Source organism: Brevibacterium aurantiacum (genome assembly GCF_007558825.1).
Lineage (GTDB): Bacteria > Actinomycetota > Actinomycetes > Actinomycetales > Brevibacteriaceae > Brevibacterium > Brevibacterium aurantiacum_A.
The window spans coordinates 487228-511946 of record NZ_VLTK01000001.1; the positions used below are offsets into that span (position 1 = coordinate 487228).

General features: G+C 62.3%; 18 protein-coding genes. 4 read left to right on the top strand and 14 right to left on the bottom strand.

The window, feature by feature from the left end:
* Positions 1 to 55 precede the first annotated feature (55 nt).
* Entirely contained in the window at positions 56 to 1768 is a 1713-nt protein-coding gene (locus FO013_RS02235) for an FAD/NAD(P)-binding protein (RefSeq protein ID WP_186292957.1), read from the top strand.
* Between the two features lie 20 nt (positions 1769 to 1788).
* Here FO013_RS02235 and FO013_RS02240 read toward each other — a convergent pair whose 3' ends face one another.
* From FO013_RS02240 to FO013_RS02255, 4 genes are read right to left on the bottom strand one after another with little or no spacing between them, the layout of a single operon-like run.
* The gene (locus tag FO013_RS02240; RefSeq protein ID WP_143920924.1) at positions 1789 to 4047 is read right to left on the bottom strand and encodes a LuxR C-terminal-related transcriptional regulator; all 2259 of its coding nucleotides are present in this window, start codon (positions 4045 to 4047) and stop codon (positions 1789 to 1791) included.
* Positions 4044 to 5054, bottom strand: a complete 1011-nt coding sequence (locus FO013_RS02245; protein WP_143920925.1) for an LCP family protein — start codon at positions 5052 to 5054, stop codon at positions 4044 to 4046. Before FO013_RS02245 ends, FO013_RS02240 begins: the two co-directional genes overlap by 4 nt.
* Positions 5051 to 6184 carry an aminotransferase class I/II-fold pyridoxal phosphate-dependent enzyme gene (locus FO013_RS02250; protein ID WP_260847923.1) on the bottom strand — a complete coding sequence of 378 codons (1134 nt, stop codon included), beginning with the start codon at positions 6182 to 6184 and terminating at the stop codon, positions 5051 to 5053. Before FO013_RS02250 ends, FO013_RS02245 begins: the two co-directional genes overlap by 4 nt.
* Positions 6181 to 8088, bottom strand: a complete 1908-nt coding sequence (locus FO013_RS02255; protein WP_143920926.1) for a nucleoside-diphosphate sugar epimerase/dehydratase — start codon at positions 8086 to 8088, stop codon at positions 6181 to 6183. Before FO013_RS02255 ends, FO013_RS02250 begins: the two co-directional genes overlap by 4 nt.
* A 338-nt stretch (positions 8089 to 8426) precedes the next feature.
* Here FO013_RS02255 and FO013_RS02260 point away from each other — a divergent pair, with 338 nt between their 5' ends.
* A complete protein-coding gene (locus FO013_RS02260) occupies positions 8427 to 9482 on the top strand; it encodes a glycosyltransferase (RefSeq protein ID WP_143920927.1) in 1056 nt (351 codons plus the stop codon).
* A complete protein-coding gene (locus FO013_RS02265) occupies positions 9472 to 10515 on the top strand; it encodes a glycosyltransferase family 2 protein (RefSeq protein ID WP_186292958.1) in 1044 nt (347 codons plus the stop codon). Before FO013_RS02260 ends, FO013_RS02265 begins: the two co-directional genes overlap by 11 nt.
* A 92-nt stretch (positions 10516 to 10607) precedes the next feature.
* Here the strand turns inward: FO013_RS02265 and FO013_RS02270 are convergent, their stop codons facing one another.
* Together FO013_RS02270 and FO013_RS02275 are read right to left on the bottom strand one after the other, a co-directional pair.
* Positions 10608 to 11702 (bottom strand): EpsG family protein, encoded by a 1095-nt coding sequence (locus FO013_RS02270; protein ID WP_143920929.1) that lies wholly within the window; start codon positions 11700 to 11702, stop codon positions 10608 to 10610.
* Positions 11699 to 13105 (bottom strand): tyrosine-protein kinase domain-containing protein, encoded by a 1407-nt coding sequence (locus FO013_RS02275; RefSeq protein WP_143920930.1) that lies wholly within the window; start codon positions 13103 to 13105, stop codon positions 11699 to 11701. The genes FO013_RS02270 and FO013_RS02275 overlap by 4 nt, the downstream gene beginning before the upstream one ends.
* A gap of 291 nt (positions 13106 to 13396) precedes the next feature.
* Between FO013_RS02275 and FO013_RS02280 the strand changes: the two genes are divergently transcribed.
* Complete coding sequence (locus tag FO013_RS02280; RefSeq protein ID WP_143920931.1) at positions 13397 to 14638, top strand: lipopolysaccharide biosynthesis protein; 1242 nt, start codon at positions 13397 to 13399, stop codon at positions 14636 to 14638.
* A gap of 87 nt (positions 14639 to 14725) precedes the next feature.
* Here the strand turns inward: FO013_RS02280 and FO013_RS02285 are convergent, their stop codons facing one another.
* The 8 genes from FO013_RS02285 to FO013_RS02315 all read right to left on the bottom strand — a co-directional run bounded on the left by FO013_RS02285 (position 14726) and on the right by FO013_RS02315 (position 24546).
* The gene (locus FO013_RS02285; RefSeq protein WP_186292959.1) at positions 14726 to 15379 is read right to left on the bottom strand and encodes an arsenate reductase/protein-tyrosine-phosphatase family protein; all 654 of its coding nucleotides are present in this window, start codon (positions 15377 to 15379) and stop codon (positions 14726 to 14728) included.
* Positions 15376 to 17028 carry a tyrosine-protein kinase domain-containing protein gene (locus FO013_RS02290; RefSeq protein WP_143920933.1) on the bottom strand — a complete coding sequence of 551 codons (1653 nt, stop codon included), beginning with the start codon at positions 17026 to 17028 and terminating at the stop codon, positions 15376 to 15378. The genes FO013_RS02285 and FO013_RS02290 overlap by 4 nt, the downstream gene beginning before the upstream one ends.
* Positions 17029 to 17077: 49 nt before the next feature.
* Positions 17078 to 17230, bottom strand: a complete 153-nt coding sequence (locus tag FO013_RS22275; RefSeq protein WP_186292960.1) for a hypothetical protein — start codon at positions 17228 to 17230, stop codon at positions 17078 to 17080.
* Complete coding sequence (locus FO013_RS02295) at positions 17208 to 17795, bottom strand: arsenate reductase/protein-tyrosine-phosphatase family protein (RefSeq protein ID WP_186292961.1); 588 nt, start codon at positions 17793 to 17795, stop codon at positions 17208 to 17210. The genes FO013_RS22275 and FO013_RS02295 overlap by 23 nt, the downstream gene beginning before the upstream one ends.
* A gap of 32 nt (positions 17796 to 17827) precedes the next feature.
* Positions 17828 to 18997, bottom strand: coding sequence for a sugar transferase (locus FO013_RS23125; RefSeq protein ID WP_143920935.1), 1170 nt, complete (start codon positions 18995 to 18997; stop codon positions 17828 to 17830).
* A 214-nt stretch (positions 18998 to 19211) separates the two neighbouring features.
* Positions 19212 to 21896 carry a helix-turn-helix transcriptional regulator gene (locus FO013_RS02305; RefSeq protein ID WP_143920936.1) on the bottom strand — a complete coding sequence of 895 codons (2685 nt, stop codon included), beginning with the start codon at positions 21894 to 21896 and terminating at the stop codon, positions 19212 to 19214.
* A 251-nt stretch (positions 21897 to 22147) separates the two neighbouring features.
* Positions 22148 to 23392, bottom strand: a complete 1245-nt coding sequence (locus FO013_RS02310) for a type III PLP-dependent enzyme domain-containing protein (RefSeq protein WP_143920937.1) — start codon at positions 23390 to 23392, stop codon at positions 22148 to 22150.
* A 71-nt stretch (positions 23393 to 23463) separates the two neighbouring features.
* Entirely contained in the window at positions 23464 to 24546 is a 1083-nt protein-coding gene (locus tag FO013_RS02315; protein ID WP_143920938.1) for an ATP-grasp domain-containing protein, read from the bottom strand.
* Positions 24547 to 24719: the final 173 nt, after the last annotated feature.

The window sequence follows — 24719 nt, forward strand, 5'->3', positions numbered from 1 at the left end:
CCCGGGACGATCTATCCTGAGAACACCGTGTGCCGCTTCGACGAAAGCAATCCCAATGACGAGAAACCCCTCCACACATGGCCCGGACATTGCCGTCCTCGGCTCAGGAGCATCCGGCACTCACGGGCTGCTCCGGATCCTCACCCGCCTGACCGACCGGGAGTCATCGGTCGATGACGTGATCCGCATCGCCGTGATCGATCGTGATCACCAGTTCCACTCCGGCATCCCCTACGGTCACCGTTCCGGGCGGTCCTCTCTGCTGATCTCGGCATTGGAGAGTTTCCTTCCAGACCGTGAACGCCGCGAATTCATCAGCTGGCTGGAGGACAGACGAGAGGAGATGCTCGACTGGGCCAGCGACGGTCAAACCCCCGACTCGCCTCTGGCGGCAGCCATGGAACGCGACTGGATCCTTCGCCATGAGGATGAGGTGCGCGACGGGCGATGGGATGAGCTCTATCTTCCACGAAGACTCTACGGTCAGTATCTGTCGGAGCTTGTTGAGCACGCCGTCGAAGCAGCCCGGGGACTCGTCGAGGTCGACTTCGTCCATGCCGATGTCAATGAGGTCATAGGCGACGGCGGTGGCGGGGTCCACCTGCGCGAACGCGGCAGCGATGGTCGGGTGCAGTTCGAGCTCCACGCGCATTCCGTGCTGTTGGCCATCGGTTCACCCCCGGTACGAGATCTCGACGTTTCCAGTGCCCCGATTCTCGCCGGACCGAACACAGGTGCTGCCGGGCAGTCGAGCATCGACGACCTTCTCGGGATGGGGCTGGTCACCGACATCCACACTCCCGAGATCGAGCACGTGATCGAGAAGATCACGGTGCGTCTCGAGTCCCTGCCAGTCGAGAAGCGGACGATTCTGCTGATCGGCGGGAACGCCGATGCTCTTGAGTTCCTGCTCGCATCACACAGGCTCAGGCAGGACACCGGCACCCGACTCTTCGTCCTCTCCTCGCGGGGTCGTCCTCACTATTGGCACCATGACCGTCAAGGCGAGCGGGCCTCGACGCCGATCCTCGACCGACTGTTCGAGACCGCCGAGGCTGGAGCTCCTCTGCGCGCTCGAGACCTGCATGAAGCAGTGCGCGCTGAACTCACAGCGGCGCTGACCCACGGAAACGTCAACTCGACAATCGCGGCACTCATCGCTGCAGTCGGTTCATCCCTGCGATATATGAACGATTTCGAGCTGTACTCGATGGCCACCGACCACGGAGTCGCCATCTCCGATCTGCTGCGCCGCGCAGGCGGCGACTCTCTCGATTTCCTCACCGACGGCATCGCGGACGGCACCATCACCTGCATACCCGGACGGTTCCGCGAAGCACATGTTCGCGAGGACATGCTGTTCGCCACCGTGGATCAGCTTCCGGGTGTGACGCCGGCCTCAGGCACAGTCACCTCACACGACGAGGCTTCGGGCGGCCCGGGCCGTGGATACGCTGTGATCGTCAATGGGACCGGTTTCGAGCGGGTGACAGACACCCGCTCCCCGCTGCTGCGGCAGATGCTCGGCTCGGGCACCGTCCGTGCTTCAGCATCGAGGACCGGACTTGCCCTGAATGAGAAGTTCCAAGCGGCGCCGGGCATCTTCGTCCTCGGACCGCTGATCGCCGGGCACCATGGCGGTGGCTCCGCCTATTGGCATATCGAGAGCGTGGCCCGGATCATCCAGCTCGCGGACGCAGTCGCCGAGCGCCTCGTCACTGAAGCCATCAGCAAACGCTCGATCAGACAGGGACTGCTCACTCCCTGACGCCGTGCCCTCTCCAGTGCTCAGACGTCTATGTCGCCGAGGTAGCCCAGCACCCGAGCGCGTGTGACTGCTGCTTCCCGTCCGCTGACTCCAAGCTTCCGGTAGAGCGAGGAGAGATTGTTCTTCACCGTCCCCTGAACCAGCAGCAGGTCGTGGGCCATCTCGGCGACGCTGGCCCCCTGGTCGAGCTTTTCGAGCAGAGTCATCTCTCTGCGTCCGAGCATCGGGAAGTCGACCAGCCCGACTACGGCCTCACCGAGACTGCTGAGCTTCTCCATACAGACGGCGAGGGAATCGCTGTTGAAGGTGCGGCGGCTCACTGAATGGGCCAACGGGGCGAGAACCTCTGTGATCTTCTGCCAGATCGGTTCCTCGGCACTCATCCGCATAAGCTCCTGGCGCTCGCGCAAAGGCAGCTGCACGATCGGCAGCACAGTGCCCACCAGGGCGGAGAGCTCCAACAGCTCCACAAACGCCAGGTGTGCCGCCTCCCGATCACCGATGCGCAGCAGCGCCGCAGCTTTGATCCCCGTCAGTTCGGCTCGGTTACGGGTGTCGACGTGGTTCTCGTAGTACTGTGCCTCCGCAATGCGGACCGCGGCTTCATTACGCCCGGCCACCAGCTCACTGCGTGCGAACAGCACCTGGCTGACCCCCAAGATGCCGGGCAGCTTCTCCAACAGGATTTCGGCCCGATGCAGCTGACCGAGGCTGATGAGCATACCGATGCGCGAGGCCTTGAGCATCTCGGCTGCTCCGCCTGTCGCGCAGACTCCATGAGCGTGCATGTCGATGGACTCCTCTGACCGCAGCAGAGTCGACCGTGAGCGCGCCACCAGCTGCGAGAGCATCCTTTCGATGATCGGCATGTGAAACCACAGGTCGCCCATCTCCGCGTAGTCGCGCATCCGGCGCACCGTTTCCTCTGCCGCACCCAGATCCAGCTTATCGAGGCTGCGATAGGCCTCAACGATGAGAGCAGCGGGCCGGAAGGTCTGTTCCTGCACGTACGGTGGAGCGTCGAGACGAGCGAATTCGACGATCTCTGTGTCGGCACGTTCATGGTCACCGGCAAGGTAGGAGGCCAGAGCCGTCCAGGCCGTGACGGCGGGAGAGAGGAAGTCACCGACCACACTGTCCTCCTTCACCTCGTCCTCGATCGACCTCAGCAGAGCCAGAGCACGCCCCGGCGCACAGGCGAGCACGCTGTGGATCGATGCATGCAGGCGAACGATTCGGCGCGGACGTCGTGCCGCTCCGCCGGCGACCCAAGTTGCGCCCGCCTCGGCCGCGGCATGATGCGCACCGGCAGCTCCAAGGCGGGCCATCTCACCCATAACTGCGTGGAAATGGGATGGTGCCCCTGCATCTCCGAGCAGCACTCGCGCCGCGAACTGACCGACCGAATTGCCTTCTGCCTCCAGGTCACTGAGCAGCGCTCCAGGTGCTGTCAGACGAGCGACGTGCTCGCGAACAAGCTGGCTCGAGGGAACCTCTGATCCGGCATCGAGCAGCGCTTCCTGCACCATGGTGGCCACCGTGGTGACCGCTCTCAACTCCGGGACGGCACGCAGCGCCGTCGCTGGCAGTTGGGCGAATGCCGCCAAGCTGGATCGATGGTGGCGATAGAAGAGCGGATATCCGCAGGCGAGGAAGATGCGGTCGAGCAGTTCCCAGGCGCGTACTCTCCGCGCCAGCACGACGGCGTTGTCCACCAGCAGAGAGTCGGGAGAGTTGGCCAATTCGAGCTGCGCGGTGAACGCTTCCGCCAATGACCTCTCGACTGTCGCAGAGACACCTTCCACCGCCTCCTCGATCAGACTCTTCCGGGCCCACGCCGCGATCAGCAGGGGCACGAACCAGTGAGTCTCCCCTGATCCGGCCGTCACTGCGCCGGACATCTGCAGGCGCAGCAGCACGGTCGGAACATCAGCCCAGGCAGGATCCGTCCAGGCCTCGGCCGACACTTCGAATGCGACCCGGGCGACGCCTTCGTCGAATCCGTCGAGAAGAGAGAGCACCTCGAGCGCATGCTGGTCAGACGTCGAGAGCGGAAGCGAGAAGTCATCTGTCTGCGAGACGACGAAATCCGCCAGCCCGGCCGATCCCAGCAGCTCGTCCAGATTCCGCCCAGTGGTCTGAGCTGCCGACACGGCGACAACGGCAAATGACTCCCAACCTCCGCTGGCGGTGTGGATGATCTGCGCCGCGTCTTCATCGAGATTGAATTTTGCCTGCAGCTGGGCAGCTGTGAGCTTCTTCGCAGCCTGGTCGATCATCTGCGGCTGTCTTCCGCTTCGAAGCCGTAATCGGAGACGGTGTCATCGGCGATCGCCTGCTTCAGCTTCTCGAGACCGCCGTGATCGGCGGTCAGTCGCGCTCCATCGTCGTCAGGGACGATCGGGACCTCTGTCGGAGCGGTGACGAAGTCGAAATCGTCCTCGCTGATCCCCTCGAGCTGGGATACCAGTTTGACCAGCGTGCTGGCATTGAGTCCGGAGTCCACGGTGAGTGACGGGCTGAGTACTCGGACCAGTTCAGACATCTTCAGCGGGTTGAACTCATAGTCCGCAGACAACAGCTGAGTACCGACTGCACGGATGAATTCCTGTTGATTGTGGATTCGCTGCAGGTCTCCGTTCGGGAATGCTGTGCGTTCGGATACGAAGGCGAGCGCAGCTGCGCCGTCAAGCGTGTTGGAACCGACCTTGAACTCATGGTCTCCGGATTCGAAGGCCGTCGACGACTCGACCTCCACCCCTCCGACGAGGTCGGTCAGATCGCTGAGACCAGCGAGATCGATGACCGCAACATGGTCGATGGTGATGGCAAGGAACTCGGATACCGTCTGCACGGCCAGCGGCAGACCCCCGATTTCAGCAGAGGATTCGACCGTGCCCTGCCCGTGTCCTGGTACCGGCACCCAGGTGTCATTCGGGATGGAGATGAGCTGGACCCCACTGCGGTCGGCGGGAATATGGGCGACCATGATCATGTCCGTTGGGAATCCAGTGGAGGCCGAGGAGTCAGTGGAGGCTGTGGAGTCCGGGGCAGATTCCGGAGCGTTGGTGCCGAGGAGGAGAATGTCGGTCGCCGCCGGCCCAGCGCTCTTATCCTGCTGCTTCGATGACTGCAGCTGCTTCGCCAGAGCAGGGTCGTCCGACTTCGCCGTCCCCGCGTCCCATGACAGCCCCAAGTATCCTGTGTACACGCCGGCACCCGCGCCGAGGAGGAGGAGGGCGACGACCGTGAGGCCCGCCACGATGATGATCCTCTGCTGCTTCATACTCCGACCGCCTCATCGATGAGGGCTGCGATCTCCGCAACCACTTGGCTCCGGTCCTCCGGAGGAAGATCCGTACTGGACGGCAATGCAAGCCCAGTCCGGAACAGCTCCTCTGCGCGCCCTGTGATGTAACGCCGGTCGCAGCCTTTGTGGACGGGCTGCAGGTGCATCGGCTTGAACACGGGTCGAGTCTCGACTCCGCGGCGCAGCAGGGAATCGCTCAGCGACCAGGCATCGGTGCCGGATTCGGTCCCGACGATGAGCACGCTCATCCAACAGTTGCCGTCGGCGGCGTCAAGGACTCGCATCCCTCTGACTCCAGTCAGGGCCTCGTCATAAGCCCGGTAGTGGGAGCGTTTGATCGCCAGGATCTCCTCGAGCCTCTCGAGCTGGGCCAGACCGAGTGCTGCGAGAAGGTTGGACAATCGGTAGTTGTACCCCACCTCGGTGTGTTCATAGTGCACCACCGGCTGCCGCGCTTGGGTCGAGAGGTAGCGGACCCGTTCCGCAGTTTCAGGATCAGAGCAGAGGACTGCACCGCCCGAGGAGGTGGTGATGATCTTATTGCCGTTGAACGACAGTGCGGCAACCTCACCGAACGATCCGGCCGGAGCCCCACCGAGACTGGCACCCAACGACTCCGCGGCGTCGGATATGACGACGGCACCATTGGCTGCCGCGATCTGCCCGATTCGCGGGTAGTCCGCAGGACGACCATAGAGATCGACGGGCATCACCGCGCGGATCGGACGCCTTGTGGCGAGGGAGTCGACACAGGCGGCCTCGAGTGCTTCGACCTCCATCAGACCTGCTTCGTCGCAGTCGATGAACACCGGTTCGGCGCCGATGTAGTGGAGGGCATTGACGGTCGCGGCAAAGGTGAGCGTCGACACCGCCACGCGGTCTCCGCGACCGATCCCCTGCGCCAGCAGAGCCAGATGCAGCGCCGCGGTTCCAGAACTCACTGCCACTGCATGGGTGCGGCCCGTGACGGTGGCCAAACGCGATTCGAACTCATCGAGCTGAGGCCCGGCTGGAGCCACCCAGCCGGATCGCAGCGCGGCGACTACCGCTCTTTCTTCCTTCGCCCCCACTGATGGAAGGCACAGGGGAATACGCATCGCCATCATGACCAGCTCGTCCCGGCGAGGTCGAGCTTGCCCGCTGTCTGGCTGACCCCGGTTGCTTCGACGGCAGGCAACTCCGCTAGACCCTCGGCTGCTGCCAGTGCGGCATCCGCGCCGTCCACGACCTCCAGATAGCAGTCCCGGATGTTCTCGAGAGTAGCCCCCGGGGTGGGAACCTCCGCTGGATCCAAAGGTGAGACTTCTACCGTCCACGACACCCCATTGTCCGAAGTGCGATCGATTTCGTCGGGAGAGAACAGCTCTTCGTGCAGCTTCTCCCCCGCACGCAGGCCGGTGTAGACGATGGGACAGGACCGCCCTGTCAGTGCCATCACTCGTTTCGCCAGATCGACGATGCGGACGGGTTTGCCCATATCGAGTACCTGAGTCTGGCCGCTGCCGCCCAGCGCTGCGGCCCGCAGCACCAGGAGGCAGGCTTCGGGAATGGCCATGAAGAACCGTGTGACGTCCGGATGTGTCACGGTCAGTGGTCCGCCGCGACGGATCTGATCGGCGAAGGAGATGAGCACCGAACCACGTGAGCCGAGGACATTTCCGAAGCGCACCGACACATAGGGAAGGCCCGTTGCAGCCGCATAGTGGGCAGTGAGGCGTTCTGCGACGAACTTCGACCGTCCCAACTCGCTGCTGGGGTTCGCTGCCTTATCCGTGGAGATGTTGACGAATCGACCGACACCGTGTTTCCGGGCCGCGCGCAGAACGTTCAACGAGCCGTGCACATTGGTCTTCCACCCTTCAGCGGGATAGCTTTCGAGCATCGGAAGATGCTTGAGCGCAGCCGCATGAATGACGATGTCGGGCTTGTGCTTGGCGAAGGCGTGATCCAGGGCCTGCGGGTCACGGATATCGGCGAGGACGAGATCTGGAGAATCCATCAGCGCTCGGCCTTCGAGGCTCATGCACAGCGCGTGCAGCTCAGACTCATCGCGATCGAGCATGATCAGTCGACTCGGGTCATGTCGCGAGATGATCCTGCACAGCTCAGAACCGATAGAGCCGCCGGCACCGGTGACAAGGACAGTACGGCCCTCGACGAGACGAGAGATCTGATCGCTCTCGGGTTCGATGGCAGGTCTGCCGATGAGGTCCGTGACGTCGAGGTCGCGGATATCGGAGAGCCCGATGTCCGATGAGAGCATGTCCAAGGGCGAGGGAACCGCCCGCACCCAAGTCGTCTCCGGTTCCAGGCGCTGGACCAGTGAAGCGAACACCTGCGCAGGTGCATCGGCGATGCCGACGATGACTCCGGCGGCATGCGAAGCGGCAACCACCTCGGCGACGGAGGAAGTGGTGCCGCGGACGGGAACACCGTGGATGAGCTGCCGAGCCTTTGTCGGGTCATCGTCGATGATGGCCACGGGACGGTAAGGGCTGAGCGGATCTGCCATCATCTGGGAGACCAGGGAAGCACCGAGGTCACCAGCACCGACGATGATGACCGGCTCGCCGGCCACGGGCACGAGTCGCAGCTGCTGGAGGACTCGGACGAGCTGCCTGACGAAGACCATGAGACCTTGGGCGAAGAGCAGAGCCAGAAGCAGCCAGGGGATGTCCTCCCGGTATTCCGGCACTGCTCCCATCACGGCGGTGCCCGTGAAGAGGATGGCCGCGACCACGCCCTGATTGCGCAGTTCGCGGTCGGAACCGAGCTGATACCGGTTCCGATACAGCGAGAGCAGGTAGCCCAAACCGAGCTGCCCGATGACGAGTGTCGGCAGCAGGAGAAGAAATTCGCCGCCCCAGACCCGCCCGAACAGGGAGACGACGAGGAACCACGAAACGATCAGTGCTGACCCGTCCAAACAAGCCAGGCCGAGAGCACTGGAGTAGGGCCGGCGACGAGGACTGTCACCGGCGGATGGCAAGGGGGCTGGGAGATCATTCATTGTTTTCACGAGGCTCAGGATTGCCCAGTCATCGCACAGCCAATAGGGGGTTACCTCCGGACAGCCGCGTGTCACTACTCTGTCATGATCAGGTCATCACTGGCTCCCGATACTCAGTCACCCACTATGACCTGGAACTCGTGGACCAAACCCGCTCTTATCGCCCCTCCGACACTCGGCCGCCCCGAGATTCCGCCCTCGACGGTTGACCGCACGGAGTCTGCGGATGACCGTAGACCGCGGTGGTCTCGACGGTCTCACGTCCCGCGTGCTCCTATTCTGAGAACGTCAGTGAGACCACAGATCAGGGACGGTGAAGCAGCGTGAGGATAGGCTTATTGGCCAGCACCGGTGGAATGTTGGACTCCTTCTTCATCGAGATCGCACAATCATGGCGATCGCATGGACACACCGTCAGCTTCGCCGCCGGATCATCGATGGTCTCGGACCAGGCGTCTCTGATCCCCGGGCTCTCCCGTCGTCCCGGCCCGGGGACGTTTCGAGCCCTGGCCGGCCTGCGGCAGTGGTCGGAGGGCGAGGATCTCGATGTCATCGTCACGAACTCGGCAACCGCCTCGGCGCTGGTGAGACTTGCAGGGACAAGAGCACCTGTCGTCTATTTCTGTCACGGGCTGCACTGGAACGAGCTCCGTTCGATCGGAGACCGGGTGTGGCCGGTCATCGAGCGCATGCTCCTGTCGCGCACTGCAGGCGTCATCTCTCTCAATTCGGACGACCAGACATGGTTCGCCGGCCGCCTTGAGAGCCGTCGTCGGCTGCACCTGTCGGCCGGGGTCGGTCTCGATCTGGCTCGATACCCTGTCAGAGACCTGCCAGGCGGGCCGCTCAGACTGTGCTGGATCGGGGAGTTCTCCCCTCGCAAACGTCCGCATCTGGCTCTGGACACAGCGGCCGAACTGCAACGGCGGGGAGTCGATTTCCATCTCGAGATGCTCGGCGAAGGAGTCTTTCGCGCGCAGATCCGGGCCGAGATCTCTGACCGGGGCCTGTCGGGATGCGTCACCGCTGATGGCTCGGGTGACGCGGCCGCTGTGTTAGCGGACAGCCATGCTCTGGTGCACACCGCGCAGTGGGAGGGTCTGCCGCGAGTCATGTTGGAGAGCTTGGCGATCGGTCGAGGCAGCTATGCCTTCGACGTCAAGGGTGTGCGTGACATTCCTCTGGCTCAGCTGAGCGTCGACGGCGACTCAACACAGCTGGCGGCCCGGATCGCCGCTGACTGGGAATCGGGACGACTGCGCCGCCCCCTGGACTTCGACCGCGACCTCCTCGACTACTCACATGCCGCCGACGGGATCCGGCAGTTCCTTCCCAGCTTCATCCACACCGTGTCGTCGACGTCGACCAGGCGGAGAGAACCTCATGTCGAATGATGCTCTGATCTCCGTCATCATCCCCGTCCACAACGGCGAGAGGTACCTGCAGGACTGCCTGCGGTCGGTACTCACACAGTGCCACGAACATCTTGAGCTCATCGTCGTCGATGACGGTTCAACCGACGGCACTCCGGAGATCCTTGAGGACTTCAGTTCCCGGGACCCGCGGATCATTCGCCTTCAGACCGATCATGCCGGGGCTGCGGCGGCTCGCAATGCAGCGCTGGCGAAGGCGCGGGGCGAATGGATCATGTTCATCGACGCCGACGACCAGCTCCTCACGCCTTGTCTGCTCGAAGCGATAGCCGACTGCTCGGACTCCGCCCTCGACATGGTCACCTTCGAGACCAGCAGCAACTCCGCCGACATCGCCATTGCCCACGACGCCGCGCTCCTCGCGCGGCACAGATGCATCGCCGGCGAAACCGGCCTGACGCGGCCGAGACGGGTTCTCGACCCGTCCTATCTGGTCCCGAAGATCATCGACGAATCGTTCAATACAGTGTGGAACAAGGCTTATCGTCGTGCAGCTGTGGCCCGGTCAGGGGCGCGATACCCCGTCGGGATCCGCCTCGGCGAAGATCTGCTGTTCAATCTCTCATTCGCCCGTGCCGCTGCAATCGGCAGCCACCTGCCCCTGCTGGGCTACTACTACCGGCGAGACAATTTCGCCTCGGTGACCAAGAGGTTCGTCCCCGGAAAACACGAGGAGCTGATGCTCGTCAACGACGCTCTGCAGCAGTTCGCCTCGGACCTGAGCTCGCCAGAGCTGATCGCCGCGGCTGGATACATCCGGGCCAAGAATGCGGTGTCCTCGACCAGGGACCTCCACCACCGGCAATGCCCTCTCCCCCTGCGGGAGAAGTTGGCAGCGGCTAAGACTTATCGGTGCGCGGCAACACGGGTGGCCAGCCGCGGCCTGAGACCCGTTCAGCTGATCTTCGGCGCCGTCTACAATCTGCTCGATCATCGGGTGCTGTTCCTCCTCACCGGGTTCCTCGCCGCGGCGAACCGGCGGGCCATTCGCTGAATCGACACGCGCCGGCGATGCCCCGCACCGACGCAGGTCTTCAGGGGCTGAGCAGCCTGCCCGCCATCAGGTGTTGAGCAGCTTGCCCGCCATCAGGTGCTGAGCAGCTTGTCCATCGCACCGATGTACTGACTCCAGCCGAGGAAAGCCACCATGAGCCCGACACCTCCCAGTCCCTGTCTCCACCCTTTCAGACAGAGCACCGGGACCGTCACGATCAGCGGCACGATCGACCAGGAATAGGCCGCGACCCTGTCGCTGTAGTAGACGAACCCCAATGCCAGGTAGTACGTATTGAGGATGACGAAGGCGTGGAACAGCTGTCGGTACCAGGCTGGCAGACCATCGATCGTCCTCAGCACGATATAACCCATCACCAGGACGCAGAGGCCGAGAATCCAGAAGTCCGGTCTGTTCGTCCCGCCGGTGTACAGATCGGCGTTCTCAGGATCGGTGTAGGTTTCGAGTGCCTCCGATCCGGAAGCGAACGGCGCCAACAAGGTCGCGTTGAGCCCCGTGAGGAACAGCAGAGAGAACGCCACCCACACCCCCACGAGGAAGTTGGTGGAGGCCTTCGGAAGAAAGCGGATGCCGAGCAGCAGCAGCGCCGCAGGAATCGCCGACCAGTGGAAGAGAGACGCAACGGCAAGCCACACGAGCGTCTGCCACAGCCGGGCCTGCCGGCAGATCGAGACCAGAGCGAGCAGTATGAACAGCAGAGACAGTCCCTGACGCAGCAGATAGCTCGAATACCCGGTGAAGAAGCCGAAGCAGAAGGTGATGTAGTAGACGACGGTCATCTGCCATACCGACCGCAGCAGCCAGAGCAGGGCGAGGGCCAGCACGATCGAGCCGAGCAGGGCGACGACGAAGAAGTAGACCTGCGGGTCATGAGTGAAGAGACCGATGAACCAGCCCAGCAGGAGGAAGGCAGGTTCGCGACCCTCACTGTCGTAGGTGTAGAAGACCTCGCCGGTGGGCGCGAAGCTGAGGATCTGGAATTCCGTCGAATAGATCGCCTTGTCGGAGATGTCGTAGTTCCCCAAGGCTGCGACTATGGTGTTGATCAGGATCAGCGAAATCAGCGGAAGCAGAGCATTGCTCCAATGGCGCAGCTGTGGGACTCGCCAGCTCAGAACGAGCATGAGAACCCAGACAGTCGTCACCCCGAACCAGATGGCGATCATGATCGCTTCGTGCCGCCGTCGTTGACGATCAGCGGCAGAGAAGCACTCAGGGGCTCGGACTGAATTCCGTAGGTTCGGTTTCGGTCGGCCTCCGCCGCGGACAGTTCGGACCTGTTGAGCACGAGACCGATCGGAGTGCCCAGTTCATCCAGAGCCCTGACGGATTCTGCGACGGCGCGGGACTTCACCCGTCCGGCGCCCGCGACAAGGAGGGTCCTGCTGGCCAGTCGGGAGAGGACGAGTCCGTCTGCCACAGGCAGCAATGGTGGGCCGTCGAGGATGACGAGGTCGAACCTGCCTGCCAGTTCGGACACCAGTTCTGCCATTGCACGGGTCTCGAGCAGCTCCGCAGGATTGGGCGGAATCTCTCCGGCCGTGAGCACACTGAGGTCGTGATCGCCCCAGGTCTGCAGCAGCTCATTCAAGTCGAGGCCTCCGACCAGGGCGGTCGTGAGGCCGGCCGCATTCTCCAACCCCAGACGTGAGGCGACACTCGGTCGTCGCAGGTCGGCGTCGACGAGGACGACACGCTGCCCTGCGCGGGCGCTCGCGATGGCCAGATCGAGGCTGAGCGTGGTCTTGCCCTCCCCCGCCTGGGCCGAGGTCACGAGTAGGACGGTGCTCTCTTCGTCGACGTGGGCGAAGCGGAGATTGGTTCGCAGACGAAGAATCGACTCGCCGCGAACTCCTGAGATCGCGGGTCCGCCCTTGGCTGACTCGTGAACGATGGCGCGGTCTTCCGGGACCGATGCCATCAACGGCGCCGAGGTGATGGCAGCCAGGTCGTCCTTCGTCCGGACTACGTTGTCGAAGGTTCCACGCACAATCGCAATGGCGATGCCCGCCGCCAGACCGAGCAGTGCACCGATGGGCGCGAAGGCCCAGTTCGGCAAGCCGTCTGAAATTTCCGGCACCACCGCCGCATTCGCCTCGATGAGGTCAATGGATGCTGTATCGGTCTTTCCCGGGTTCTCGAGCATTTCGATCCTCTCCGTCAGACTGCGAGCCACTGCAGTCGAGAGCCGAGCCGCGCCGTCCGCGTCCTCGGCCCGAGCCTGCACGGTGATGAGCACCGTCTCGGGGTCACTGAATGCTTCGAGGCGGCCAGACAGCGCTTCCGCAGTGGTGTCGAGTCCCAAATCTGAGACCACTGGTTCGAGGACGGATTCGCTGCTGACCATGCCCACATAGGTCTGGATGCGCTCCTTGATGAAATCCGAAGCCATGCGCATCTCATAGGGATCGCCTGAGGTGGGCACCGACACGAACAGCTCGGTACGCGCTGTATACGTCGGCGGGAGCAGGGTCGAAACCCCGAATCCTCCCACCCCGCCGACTAGGACGGTGAGGATGAGCAGCACGATATGACGGCGGAGGATGTGGAGAAATTGCTGGAGTTTCATCAGAGATCAGCTTCAGTCGGGCCGGAGAACCGGCATGAGACGACATCGCAGTTCAACTCGATGTCCGGGACTCGTACTCGCTCTCCCAGCCTAGTGAGACTTGCTTCGGGAAGGACCCCTTCCCGCCCCTGACTACGGTTCACCGCGATGGATGCACGGACTACCGCACATGTCAGTGGCGCATCCGCAATCCGGCAGCGAAGCCGGCCACGGACCCGCCGGTGGGGACGATACTGGAGTCTGGCCCTCATCATCCTGAGGTCGCGCCCACAGTCGAGGAGGAAACCTCCGGTGCACAGCTCCCGATCCTCTTTTGCGTTGGTCACTTCGGGCAATGTCGCGATTGCCGGCGCCCAGTGGTATCTGGTGTGGCTGTTCGCTCAGCAGAGCGGACCGATCGCCGTCGGCCACTACTCCACGCTGATCGCAATGATGACACCGGTATTCATCGCCACGCAGCTTGGTCTGCGCAACCTCTTCGTCACTCTGCAGCAGACTGTGCGCTGGCGCATCTATCTCGGGTGCCGCCTGTCCACCGTCGGCCTCTCCGTACTCATCATCACCGGGCTGGTCATCTACGGGCCTGCTCAGTTCAACTCTGCTCTCGCCTTTCCGCTGCTGATGATCAAGGTCAGCGATTCGATCGGTGATCTGTTCTATGCCCGACTGCAGAAGACCGAGCGACTCTTCACCTTCGGGCTCATCCTCCTCGGCGTGGCCACAGTCAGCGCCATCACAGTCACTGCAGTGATCCTCACGACCGGTTCAGTCGTCACCGCACTCTGGTCGGCAGCCGTGGTGTCTGCCGCGGGCACGGTGGTCACCATCTGGGTGGCCTCGGCAAAACCACCCGAAACGCCTGAAACGATAGATTCACGGACCTCGGTACGCGAGGAGATCCGTGCACTCATTTCGGCAGGGGTTCCGATGTCCCTGATGCAGGGGGTCTATTCGCTGCTGTCGTATGTGCCGCTTGCCGTGGTCGCCTGGTTCGGATCACCCAGCGATGTCGGACGCTACGCTTCGGCCGCCTACCTCGTCGTCTTCGCCAATCTGGTGGGCGCGTCGATCGAGACGGTCGTCCTACCTGCCTTTCGCACCATCCACGACGCCGACGGATCTATTGTGCTGCGACGCAGAGTGAAGCGCCTGTGCACGATCGCTCTGACCAGCCTTGTCCCCTTTGTCGTGCTCGCACTGTTCATCGGACCGTGGCTGCTGTCGACCATCTACGGCGCCGACTTCGTCCTCTCCCGCGAAGCCGTGCTCTTCCTCGCCCTGGCGGCGCTCTGCACATTGCCGACCTATCTGGCATCGGCGAATCTGCTTGTCCTCAACCGCTATTGGGCGACCTTCTTCGTCGGCGCAGCTGCGATCGGCACTGTCCTCGCAAGCGGTGGGATCGCCGGCATGGCCGGAATGTCGGCCGTGGAAGCAGGTTGCCTCGCGGTGTTCGTCGGCTCGCTGACACGGCTGCTGGGCGAGTTCTACTGTTCCCGGCCCCGACATGAGTCATCGTCGGTTACTCTGTGATTGAGTCCAGATAACATGGTTGAGTCTCAGACGGTGTGATCGAGGCCAAGACCGTCGGTGCCGAAGACTCGGAGAACGGGCACCGCTTCAGGCTTCGCCGAGGCTGCTGTTCCGGTACTCCCAGTCGACCATCTCGTACACGCCCGGGAGCATCTGGTCGGTCATCACCGGGCTGAGCAGGTCCCAATCATCGTGCGGATCGACCACATCGTCGAAGTCCGGTCCACCGGGAGCCGGCATGCGGGAACGCTGTGCCAGAGCGACCAGGTTCTCCCAGCGCTGCCGAGTCGTCAGATCTTCGCTCGGCGAGAGGGAACGAATGATGCGGGCGAACTCCCGCAGGGTGAAGGTTCGTCTCAGCGCGCGTGGCTCGAGAGTCACCACTTGGCTCCGGTGCCACCGTTCCATGCCGATCACCAGATCCGCGTCCGTGACATGAGCAGGCTGCAGCCGTTTGGCGCGAAACTCGCTGAGGTCGAATCCCCAATCTGCCGCCAGGGACTGCACATCGTCGGTCACTCCGACCCCGGCCACTCCCTCGGTGCCCGCGCTGTCGAGGGCGAACCGACCGGGGGCGACTTCGTCGAGCCCCTGTTGGAGCAGTCCAGCGGCCAGCGGCGAACGAAAGAGATTTCCGGTGCAGACGACGAGGATTCTGAAACGGTCGCAATGGCCAGCCTCGGCGGACCGGACGGTCGGGACTGTCAGTGGGTCGGTCGCTGGCTCACTCCTGATCGTCACTGCTCCGCAGTCCGCTCTCCGGCCCCGGTTGTCTTGGTGGCATCGGCTGTTCCTGCAGCCGCCTGATCCAATTCGCCAGTCGGTCGATCGGAGCGAGCGGTGAGGCGTCCTAAGCCCCCTGTGCGCAGTGCTCTTCGCCGAGTCCGGCTTCCGGGCCAGACTCGAGGTGTGCGCGTGGACTGGTCGGCGCTGAGCTCTCCCGGCAGCCATCCGATCGGCTCCATGCCTTTGGCGAAGGCTGGCTCTGCTCCACTGCTCGTTCTGCCGTGACCGGAAGTGGGTGGCAGGCCGGCAGACGACTGGCGCGCCGAATAGGTCTTCGTATATCCGGTCAGATCGGCATGTCCCAGCGGGACCTTGTTGACGACGAGGCTGAGCGGAGTTTTGACCACGGACAGATCGTTCAGCGCTTCCTCCAGCTCGTTGCGCGATGTCTCATTCACCGCGATGACGTGGATGATTCGACCGGCGATCTTGGCCAAAAGAAGCCCGTCTGCAACAGGAAGCACAGGCGGGCAGTCGAGGATGACAGTGTCGAAATCATTGCGCAGGACCGTCATCAGTTTGGACATCGACCTCGAGTCAATGAGTTCCACCGGATTGGACACCCTGTCCCCGGCAGTCAGCACGTACAGCTCGTCCTGTCCCCACGGCTGCAGCAGATCGTGAACATCTGCGGTTCCCAGCAGTGCGGTAGTCAGCCCTGCCGAGTTCTCAAGACCGAGCCTGTCGGCAACGGCGGGCTGGCGCAGGTCGACATCGACAAGAACCACTCTCTGCCCGGACTGTGCCAGCGAGATCGCCAGATTCACGCTGATTGATGTCTTCCCTTCGGAGGGCACCGATGAAGTGACCTCGATGACGTTGTTCGAGTCTTCGACTCGAGCGAATCGCAAGTTGGCTCGCAGGCGACGAATCGCCTCGGCATAGGGGGAGTCCTGATGGATCGCTGTCGGCTCCGGATGCGCTGAGGACTCGTTGCGCACTGGCACCGAGGCAAGGATCGGCGCGGCGGTCACCTCGCGAACGCCTGTAATATCGCGGATCTTGGAGTCCACTGCGGAGCGGAACAGCACAATTGCGATGCCGAGTGCTGCCCCCAGGAAGATTCCGATTGCTGCGCAGAGCCACTGGGCCGGTCCGCTCCCCGTCGAGGGGACGCTCGCATCGTTGGCCACAGCCAACCGGATACCCGATTGTGCTTTGCCATGACGGGACTCGAGATCGGTGATCGTCGTGGTGAGGCTGTCTGCCACCGCCTCCGACACTCGAGCGGCTCCTCCCGGTGTCGTGGCTGTCGCGCTGACTGTGAGCAGCACGGTTCCGTGGTCGGATGAGGCCGACACGTACTCAGCCAACTTCTCGGGACTGATCTTCAGATCCAGATCACGGATCACAGGCTCAAGCACAAGCCGGGAGTCGGCGAGATCAACATAGGTTCGCAGCCGTTCCTGGACGAATGCAGACGCGATCTGCTTCTGGTCTGGGTTCGAGGCTTCGACCGTGGTCACAAACAGTTCGGCCTGCGACGTGTACTCATCGGGGAGTAGGAGGTAGACACCGACACCGCCAAGACCGCCTGCTGCGATCATCACGATCAGCAGGACGATGTTCTTCCGCACAATCCGCAGAAAATCGATGATGCTCATCTCGGGTCCAATCCGGTCTGAAGGGAAACAGCTGCGGTGATGTTAGGCCTCAAACTGTACTGTCGGCGACGGCGGAAAGGTCGGTCTCGTCGCCGAACTTGCGGCGTCCCGCAACGACCCTGCGGAGGCGGTCGTCTCCCACAGACTCGTCCCTGGGGATTGCGGCCAGAGCCGCGTTCTCATTGCCTGTTGTCGGGGCCACATCCCCGCACTTCCCATTCGCGAATCACATCGATCGCGGAGACGATCTGGGTGTTCATCCGCTCGTATGCCCGTGCCGGGCGATTGTGCGGATCGATGACATCATCATCGTCTGCGTCCCCTGGTAGAGGAGTTCGATATCGGGGCGCAAGAGCGACGAGGGACTGCCACCTCCCTGTCGGCGTTGCCAGCTGCTCGGGACGCACAGTGGGAAGGATGCGTGCGAACTCGCGTAGGGTGAACGTGGTCCGCAGTGCCCGCGGACTCACCTTCACGACCTGGCGTCTGAGCGCTCTGTCCATCACCAGAATGAGATCGGCTTCAGAGATCATCGCCTCGTCAAGCTGGCTGACGACGAATCCATGCAGACGAATTCCCCGGCGCGATGCCAATCTCAAGACCTCGACCACAGCTGGACGCCCAGACGTGACCTGGGTTCCCGCGCTGCGCACAGTGAACTCACCGGGCGCCTCGACGTCGAGCTCGTACTGCAGCATCCGTTCTGCCAAAGGGGAACGGCAGATATTGCTCAGACCCACGACGAGTATCCGAAATCTTGTGGGCATCACTGCCCAGTCTCCGTTCACAGCTGTGTTCGTCATTGGCTTGCGTCCGCCTTCGGCGGCCTCTGCATTGCCGATTCGCCTCGACCCGCTTCGTGACGCGCCCGACCAAACAGAATGAGTCGGCTCCGCCCGGCGCCGGTGTCGGCATACTCGTTGTTGTCGGCGTACGCGCTATTGTCGGCATGCGAGTCGGTGTCGGCATCGAGATCGGCCGGCTCGTCCGGCCACAGTCTGCAGCCGGCAAGAATCCGGTCTGCTGAAGCAAGGTGTCCGAATTTCAGCTGTTCCTCCGGGTCAGCGATCTCTTTGAATCCGGCTTCGGTCAGCACCGAACGGTCCACGCCGTCGGCGCGCACCGCGCAGACGGCGAATTCGGCCTCGGTCGCCCGCGCACGGTTCGTCAGCAGTCTGACGACCTCTCGTCGAATCTCGATGTCCGGGTCCGCTTTGGTGCAGTCATCGAATCGGATCAGGAGAGTTTGCGCGCTGATGACCGAAATTTCGCAGCATCCGATCTCGTGGCCGTCGGAGCCGCTCACTGACCATGTCGTGATGGTCTCTGTCCGACTTCGCTGATCAAACACCACCAGGTCGGATTTCAATGTGCCGCCGAAGTTCTCCGCTGTCACCTCGCCGTCCTGACTGATTCCATCCGCACGGAGCACGATACTGATTGTGCGCATGAGTATGCGCAGATCGAGGCCGAAACTCACCGTATCCACGTATTCGACGTCAAGATCGAATCTGTCGTCCCAGCGCACACGATTGCGTCCGCTGATCTGCGCCATTCCGCTCAGCCCTCCGCGTACTTGGTGCCGACGACGCTGTTGGTCCGAGTAGTGGGGCAGATAGCGGGTGGGCAATGGCCGCGGGCCGATCAGGCTCATGTCTCCGCACAGCACGTTCCACAGACTCGGCAACTCATCCAAGCTGCTCGACCGCAGCAATCGACCGAAGCGTGTCATCCTCTGACCGTCGGAAACGAGTCCCCGCTCCGGATCAGGGTTGAGCATACTGCGGAACTTCCACAGCTGGAAGACCCTTTCGCCTATTGTCACTCTTTCCTGGCGGAAGAAGATCGGCGCACCGAGAAAGAGGAGAATCAGGACGCAGACGACGATGAGAACCGGCGACAGCACGATCAGAGTGACCAGAGCGCCGAGAACATCAAACACCCTCTTGACGAAGTGATATCCGTTCATCTTGCTGCTCCCCGGGCCAGTAGGACGGTTCCGACCGGAGCTGGACCGGGACCCTGGCGGAATGGCTCAAAGCTGAAGCTCGTTTCGGTTGTCAACATGGCAACGCACTCCTCACTGTCTTCTGGTTCTCAGGCTAGGCATGCACGATGGTGCCGCCGCTCCTATTGCTGCAGTCTTGCGGGACACCGTTGAGTTCCTGCGGTCGTCTTCGCGCTCAGGCCACGGGGAGGCCGGCACCATTCGCCAGCCGGGCGATGAGTCCGGTACGCGACGTGACTTCCAACTTGCGGTACACAGAGGTCAGCCGAAGTTCCACAGTGCGCAGCGAGACGAATATCCGCAGGGCGATCTCCCGATTCTTCAGTCCTTCCCACACCAGCTCGACGACTGCCCGCTCATCAGCGCTCAGACGTTCCAGCAGACTGTTTCGCGCCGGCTCCTCACGAGCCGCTGTACATTCGGGTCGGGCGACGGTGGCCAGGTGGTCCGAACCGACTTCGCGAAAGATCCCCACCGCTAGGCTGGCTCGCTCTGCGGCGCCTGCAAGAGCACCAGAATCGGCAAGCCGTTTCGCCATCACCAGGAGTGTCACTCCCTTGTCGAATTGGGAGTCCCCAGGACGCCATGAGCCGAGCAGCCTGCCCATGGCTTCGATCCCCACGTCTTCTGGAAGCAGGAGAATACGAGACCGTTCAAGCGCCAGTTCCGCCCAGCGCGAGGGTGCCCTCTCGACTCTGCCGTGGAAGACACGAACCAGCATTCCCGCATGCTCTCGACGCCCTGTCGCGATCAGCGCTTCGATGAGATCAGGTTCATAGCGAATGACATTGGGGTTGAGCTCGCTCAGAGCCAGCTCTTCGCAGCGATGCAGATGGCGTACCGCCTCGGCGGCAAGTCCCATGCGCAGCAGGTAGTTGCCCTGCATCGCATTGAGCTCAGCCAGCAGACTGAGGTTCTGGGAGGCCATGGCATGCGCCGTCAGCGCAGCTTCCACCGGCTCCGCATCACTGGCACGTCCTTGCGCGAGAAGACTCCAACACCGCAGCAGCAGCTGACGATCCCGCCGGATCATTCCACCGGTGGTCGCCTGAGACGCACACCTGTCGATGAGCGCGATGGCCAGTCCGATTTCGCCTCGGCGAATCGCGATCTCGGCACGCACACACTTCGACTGTGTGTCCCAGATGGTCTCCCGTGCCCCGCGCGCGTCCAGACAGTCCAACGTTGCGAGAGCCGAGCCGTAGTTCTCAGCCGCCATCAGACCCATGGACAGCAGAAGCAGACAGACCGGGTCAGAGACTTCGGTAGAGTCGAGGCCTTGGAATTCCTCCACGGCACGGGCGTCGTGGCCTCGTCCACATTCGAGCAGAACGTCCAATGAACGGTGTAGGTGCAGCGATCGATCGTCGAAGTGAGCGCTCAGGCTGCTTGCGTTGTCCAACAGCTCCTGCGCCTCTGCCGTCTCTCTCCTCAGCGCATGACACAAGGCGATGACCAACTGCAGGTGGGCCACCTCGGCGGGCGCCGCAGCGACTTCGCTGCGACTCCACTGGTTGCGCAGACGCAGCGGGACCGACTGGTGAACAAGGAATTCGGCCCACACACGCAGCGTGCGAGCTCGAACGAGAACACTGACGTCTGTGCTTCGAGCGGCGTAGGTGAGGTAGCGCAGTGCGAAGTCGATCTGTCCTCGGTCGATCAGTCGCGCTGCGAGATCATTCAGCTGCGTGAACACCGGTCCGAGTTCCATGCTGAGAGCCAGAGCTCGTTCGGCGAACTCGATTCCGGCCCAATCCAACCCCTCCGAAACCAGTGCGCAGGCATCGGAGAGTAGCTGACAGGGGGTCTCATCGGTGGCGTCGATGAACGACCGATGCCAATGGCGAAGTTCGGGATAGCCCTCCTCGCACCTCTGCGCGAGCAGCGAGTGCCCTGCCACACGCTCATCGACGCTCAACGTCCGATGTCTGCAGGCACGAGCGAGCTCCTCAGAGAAGCGGCAGTACACACCGTCTTTCTCGACGGTGCCCCGGAATTCGAGTTCCGAGAACCATTCCTGCGCTTCCCTCGACGCTCCGAGAACTGCGGGCCGCGGAGACAGCGGAGCCAAGGATATGAGGTCGAGCAGCGCATCGGCCTCTTCGCCGATTCTGTTCTTCGCACCCGAGATCATCACGTCAGCATTCGGCTCCATGTGCAATGGCATGTCCAGTGCCTGCGATCCCTCCACCTGGTTCGAAGGAAGCCGTTCGAGGAGCTGACGCAGAGCCGACGGCCGACCCGAGGCGGTCCGCACCGCCACAGCGGCGACTGCGGCGGTGACGCGTCCAGATGTCAGCTCTTCCGCCAGCTCGCGCATTCGGATCTCGTCCAGATGTCGCAGCTCCACGCTGGGGACTCCAGCCAGCGGGCTGGTGGGAGACAGCGCACCGGTTGTGACTGCGATCTTCAGCCTGTGACCTGCCATACGTCGCAGCATGTGACTGAGGACAAGCTGTGAGGGCCGATCCATCTCATCGGCTGCCGGCACGATGACCAGAACGCCCTGTCCCGATTCCATGCTGCCGATCAGCCGGGTGACTTCGTCGGCAATCTCCCGAACCGATTCCGGGCTGTCGGAGTTCTCTGCCTTCAGCCGATTCTCCAGCTCCGTCGATTCGAAGTCCCCGAGCTTGAGGGTGCGCAACGAGGCGAGAACGATCTCCAAGCCCGCATAGGTCCGAGAGAACTCCGTCTGGCCGTTGGGAACTCGGATGATCGGGACGGTCGAATCAGCTTCCAACGCCATGAGCATCTCGTCACCGCCCAGGCCAGGTGGGCTGATGATCGCGGCCGCGCTGTGACGATCGAGCAGGTTGCGCAGCTGATCAAGCTCGCGACGGCGAATCAGCGTATGCATGATGTGTTCCACCCAGTGCCTGAATCATCGTCGTCTCTCGTCTGCGCGCGCAGCGGCATGTTGTTGTCCATGCCCTCATGATTCCGTCGCGAAGAGCTCACAGACAGGTGGTCATGCCCGGACATTTTCCGGTCAGTACTCAGTCACGATGGAGACAGCACTGGTTCCGCTACTCAGGTGAATTGAACGGCGGTGATCACAGTCTCAGGCAGTCTCGGCAACGGCTGAGGGTGCGATTGCACCGCCGTGACCTATTCGAGTTGAGCGGCCGTGGGCGGCAGCTGCCCGCCTGTCCATATATTGCCCTGAAGGTAGTCCTCGACGTCCCCTGCACGTCGCACCAGCGTCAGCAGATTCTCGTGGAGAGCATAGACTGCCGGCGGAAATTCGATGAACGAGGAACCGAATGACATGGTGTACGCACCAACGCATCTGAAGACGATCCGGTCGCCCTCGACGAGTTTGGGAGAGTCCTTCAACACCATCAGACGATCATCCTCCATGCAGGTGAACCCAACGATCACCTGCTCGGGATGGCTCGTCCCCAGTGCGGCCTCGGTGTCGATGTCGTAGACGGGCTTCTTACGGAAGAGAGGATCGATATCGGTCCTGCTGGTATCGGTGATGACGAAGCGCTGTCGTCCGATGTCTTTGGTATCAAGCACTTGCGCATGGAATTCCACCGAGCTGGCGATCACCGAGCCCCCCGGCTCGACGACCAACCGCGTGCGGTTGAGGTCGACGATCGCTTCGAGTTCCGTATGGATGCAGGAGATGTAGTCATCGAACCGTGTAGCGTCGTTGGGACTTCCGAAGAAGCCTCCGCCGATATCGATCCAGTCCAGATCGAGATTGAGCTTCGAGATGATCTCGGCGACGACTCCGGCGGCCGCCCGATACACCGCCAGGCTCTTAGTTCGGGAATTCCGATGCATGTGCAGGCCGACGACATTCGCGCCCGCAGCGGCCAATTCCGAGATCGCCGCCTCGAGATCGCCATTGTCGAAGTCGAAACCGAAGCGACTTGTCTCTCCGTCAACTGTGCTTTCGCCCGGACATCGTCCTTCGAGGTCCCAATTGACCCTGAGACCGACTCGCACATCGAGACTGGGGTCTTCTTCAGCCAGCTCCGCCGCCCATCTCACCTCCCGCTTGGAGTCGAGGTTGGTGAGTGAACCGTTGCGCAGGGCAGCCCGGAGGACTGCACGGCTCTTGACAGGACCGTTGTACACGATCTGGCCCGGCTCATAGCCGATTGCGCGCACAAGTCTGTATTCAGAGTCCGAGACGACTTCCGCCCAGACCCCGCGCCGCTTCATATAGGTCAACAGCCAAGGCAGCGGGTTCGTCTTCACCGAATACGACATGACGGAATGTGGCCAATATTTCGCCAATGCGTTCTGAAATCGACTGACCAGAATGTTGAGCGTTGATTCATCGATGACGAAGGCCGGTGTCGGCGGCCCTGTGATCCGTGGATGCTCTGTGGAGGTCATAGCTGCCTTTCCTGTGCGAGTTCGGACGCTGCCGTTGATGTCACTGCAGCACCACCGCGCTCGCTCACCGTCTATGTGTGTTCGACCGAGGTGGATGTGTCGCTGCCCTCGCAGGACCCGTGAGCCGTCACACGAGTCTCCTGATACTTGGCAGAGATGACGCCCGGCTCGTATCGATTCCATCCCTCACTGACCGGGTTTCCGAAGATCTGGCTCACGTAGTAGAGCGGAACGTCGGCACCTGCCAGATGGACGAACGGATATCCGCCGCCGAACCGAGGATTGATATCGATCACCGAAGCCCGGCCCTGATCGTCAAGGAACATGTCGACATCGATGAGGCCGGACAGTTCGGCAGCACGAGCGATCTTTGCCGAAGCTTCCCGGAACGGCCCGGGGTCAACCGTGACAGCCTTGTCAGTCTCGCCGGCGCGCATCCGCAGCTTGCGCCGCGCGAACACCCCTGTGAGTGGGCCCGGGTCCAGCAGGCTGGAGACGATGTCAACACCGTATTCGCTGCCCTGCATCCTCGGTTGGACGACGACGTCCTCTCGAGGGTCCGTACTATCAGCACGCGGCGGAACACTCTTCGCAGAGTTCACCACAGCCTCGTCGACATCATCTCCGGTCACCACCGCCAATCCGGAAGAACGACTGCCGAATCGGTGCTTCACCACGAATTCGCTGTTCTCCCCCGCGTCTGCGAGAAGGCTGGCCAGATCGCTCCCCTTCACCGTCTTCGGCGTCGGAACGTCAATGTCCTCGAGCATCTGTGCCATCCGGAGCTTGTCGGCGCAGCCGACCTGCCATGCGGCAGACACTCCGGGAACGAAAACGCCACGATCACGCAGTTCATCCGCTATTCCCGAGTTCACATGGAGTTGCATCAGCTCGAAGTCGTTCGCTGTCAGGAAGAGCTTCGGCTCGACCTCGTCAACCAGGCGCAAGACCTCCTCCCCATAGGCCGGGTCAGTGTATCTCGGCAGCAATCGGGTCTCGTCACCATAGGACGCAGCAGCGCTCGAGGCGTCATTCTCAGCGACGATGATTCGCCCGCTGAGTCCGAGTGTGTCGAACGCGGCGCGAAACCAATCAATGAGATAGAGACGTCGACCTGCTGAGCCGATCACAATCGTCACAGGTGCATCTGTCAATTCGCCCTCCTGAAATCGCCGTGCCGATCAATCGGAATTACCGGACATTTACCCCGCACCGAAATGCATTGCTGTCACAATGACACGAACATTCACTCAGAATGACGCATTGAGTTCGATTTCAGCGGTCAATGCAGATCACCCCGATACCACTTCATAGTAGTTTCACTACA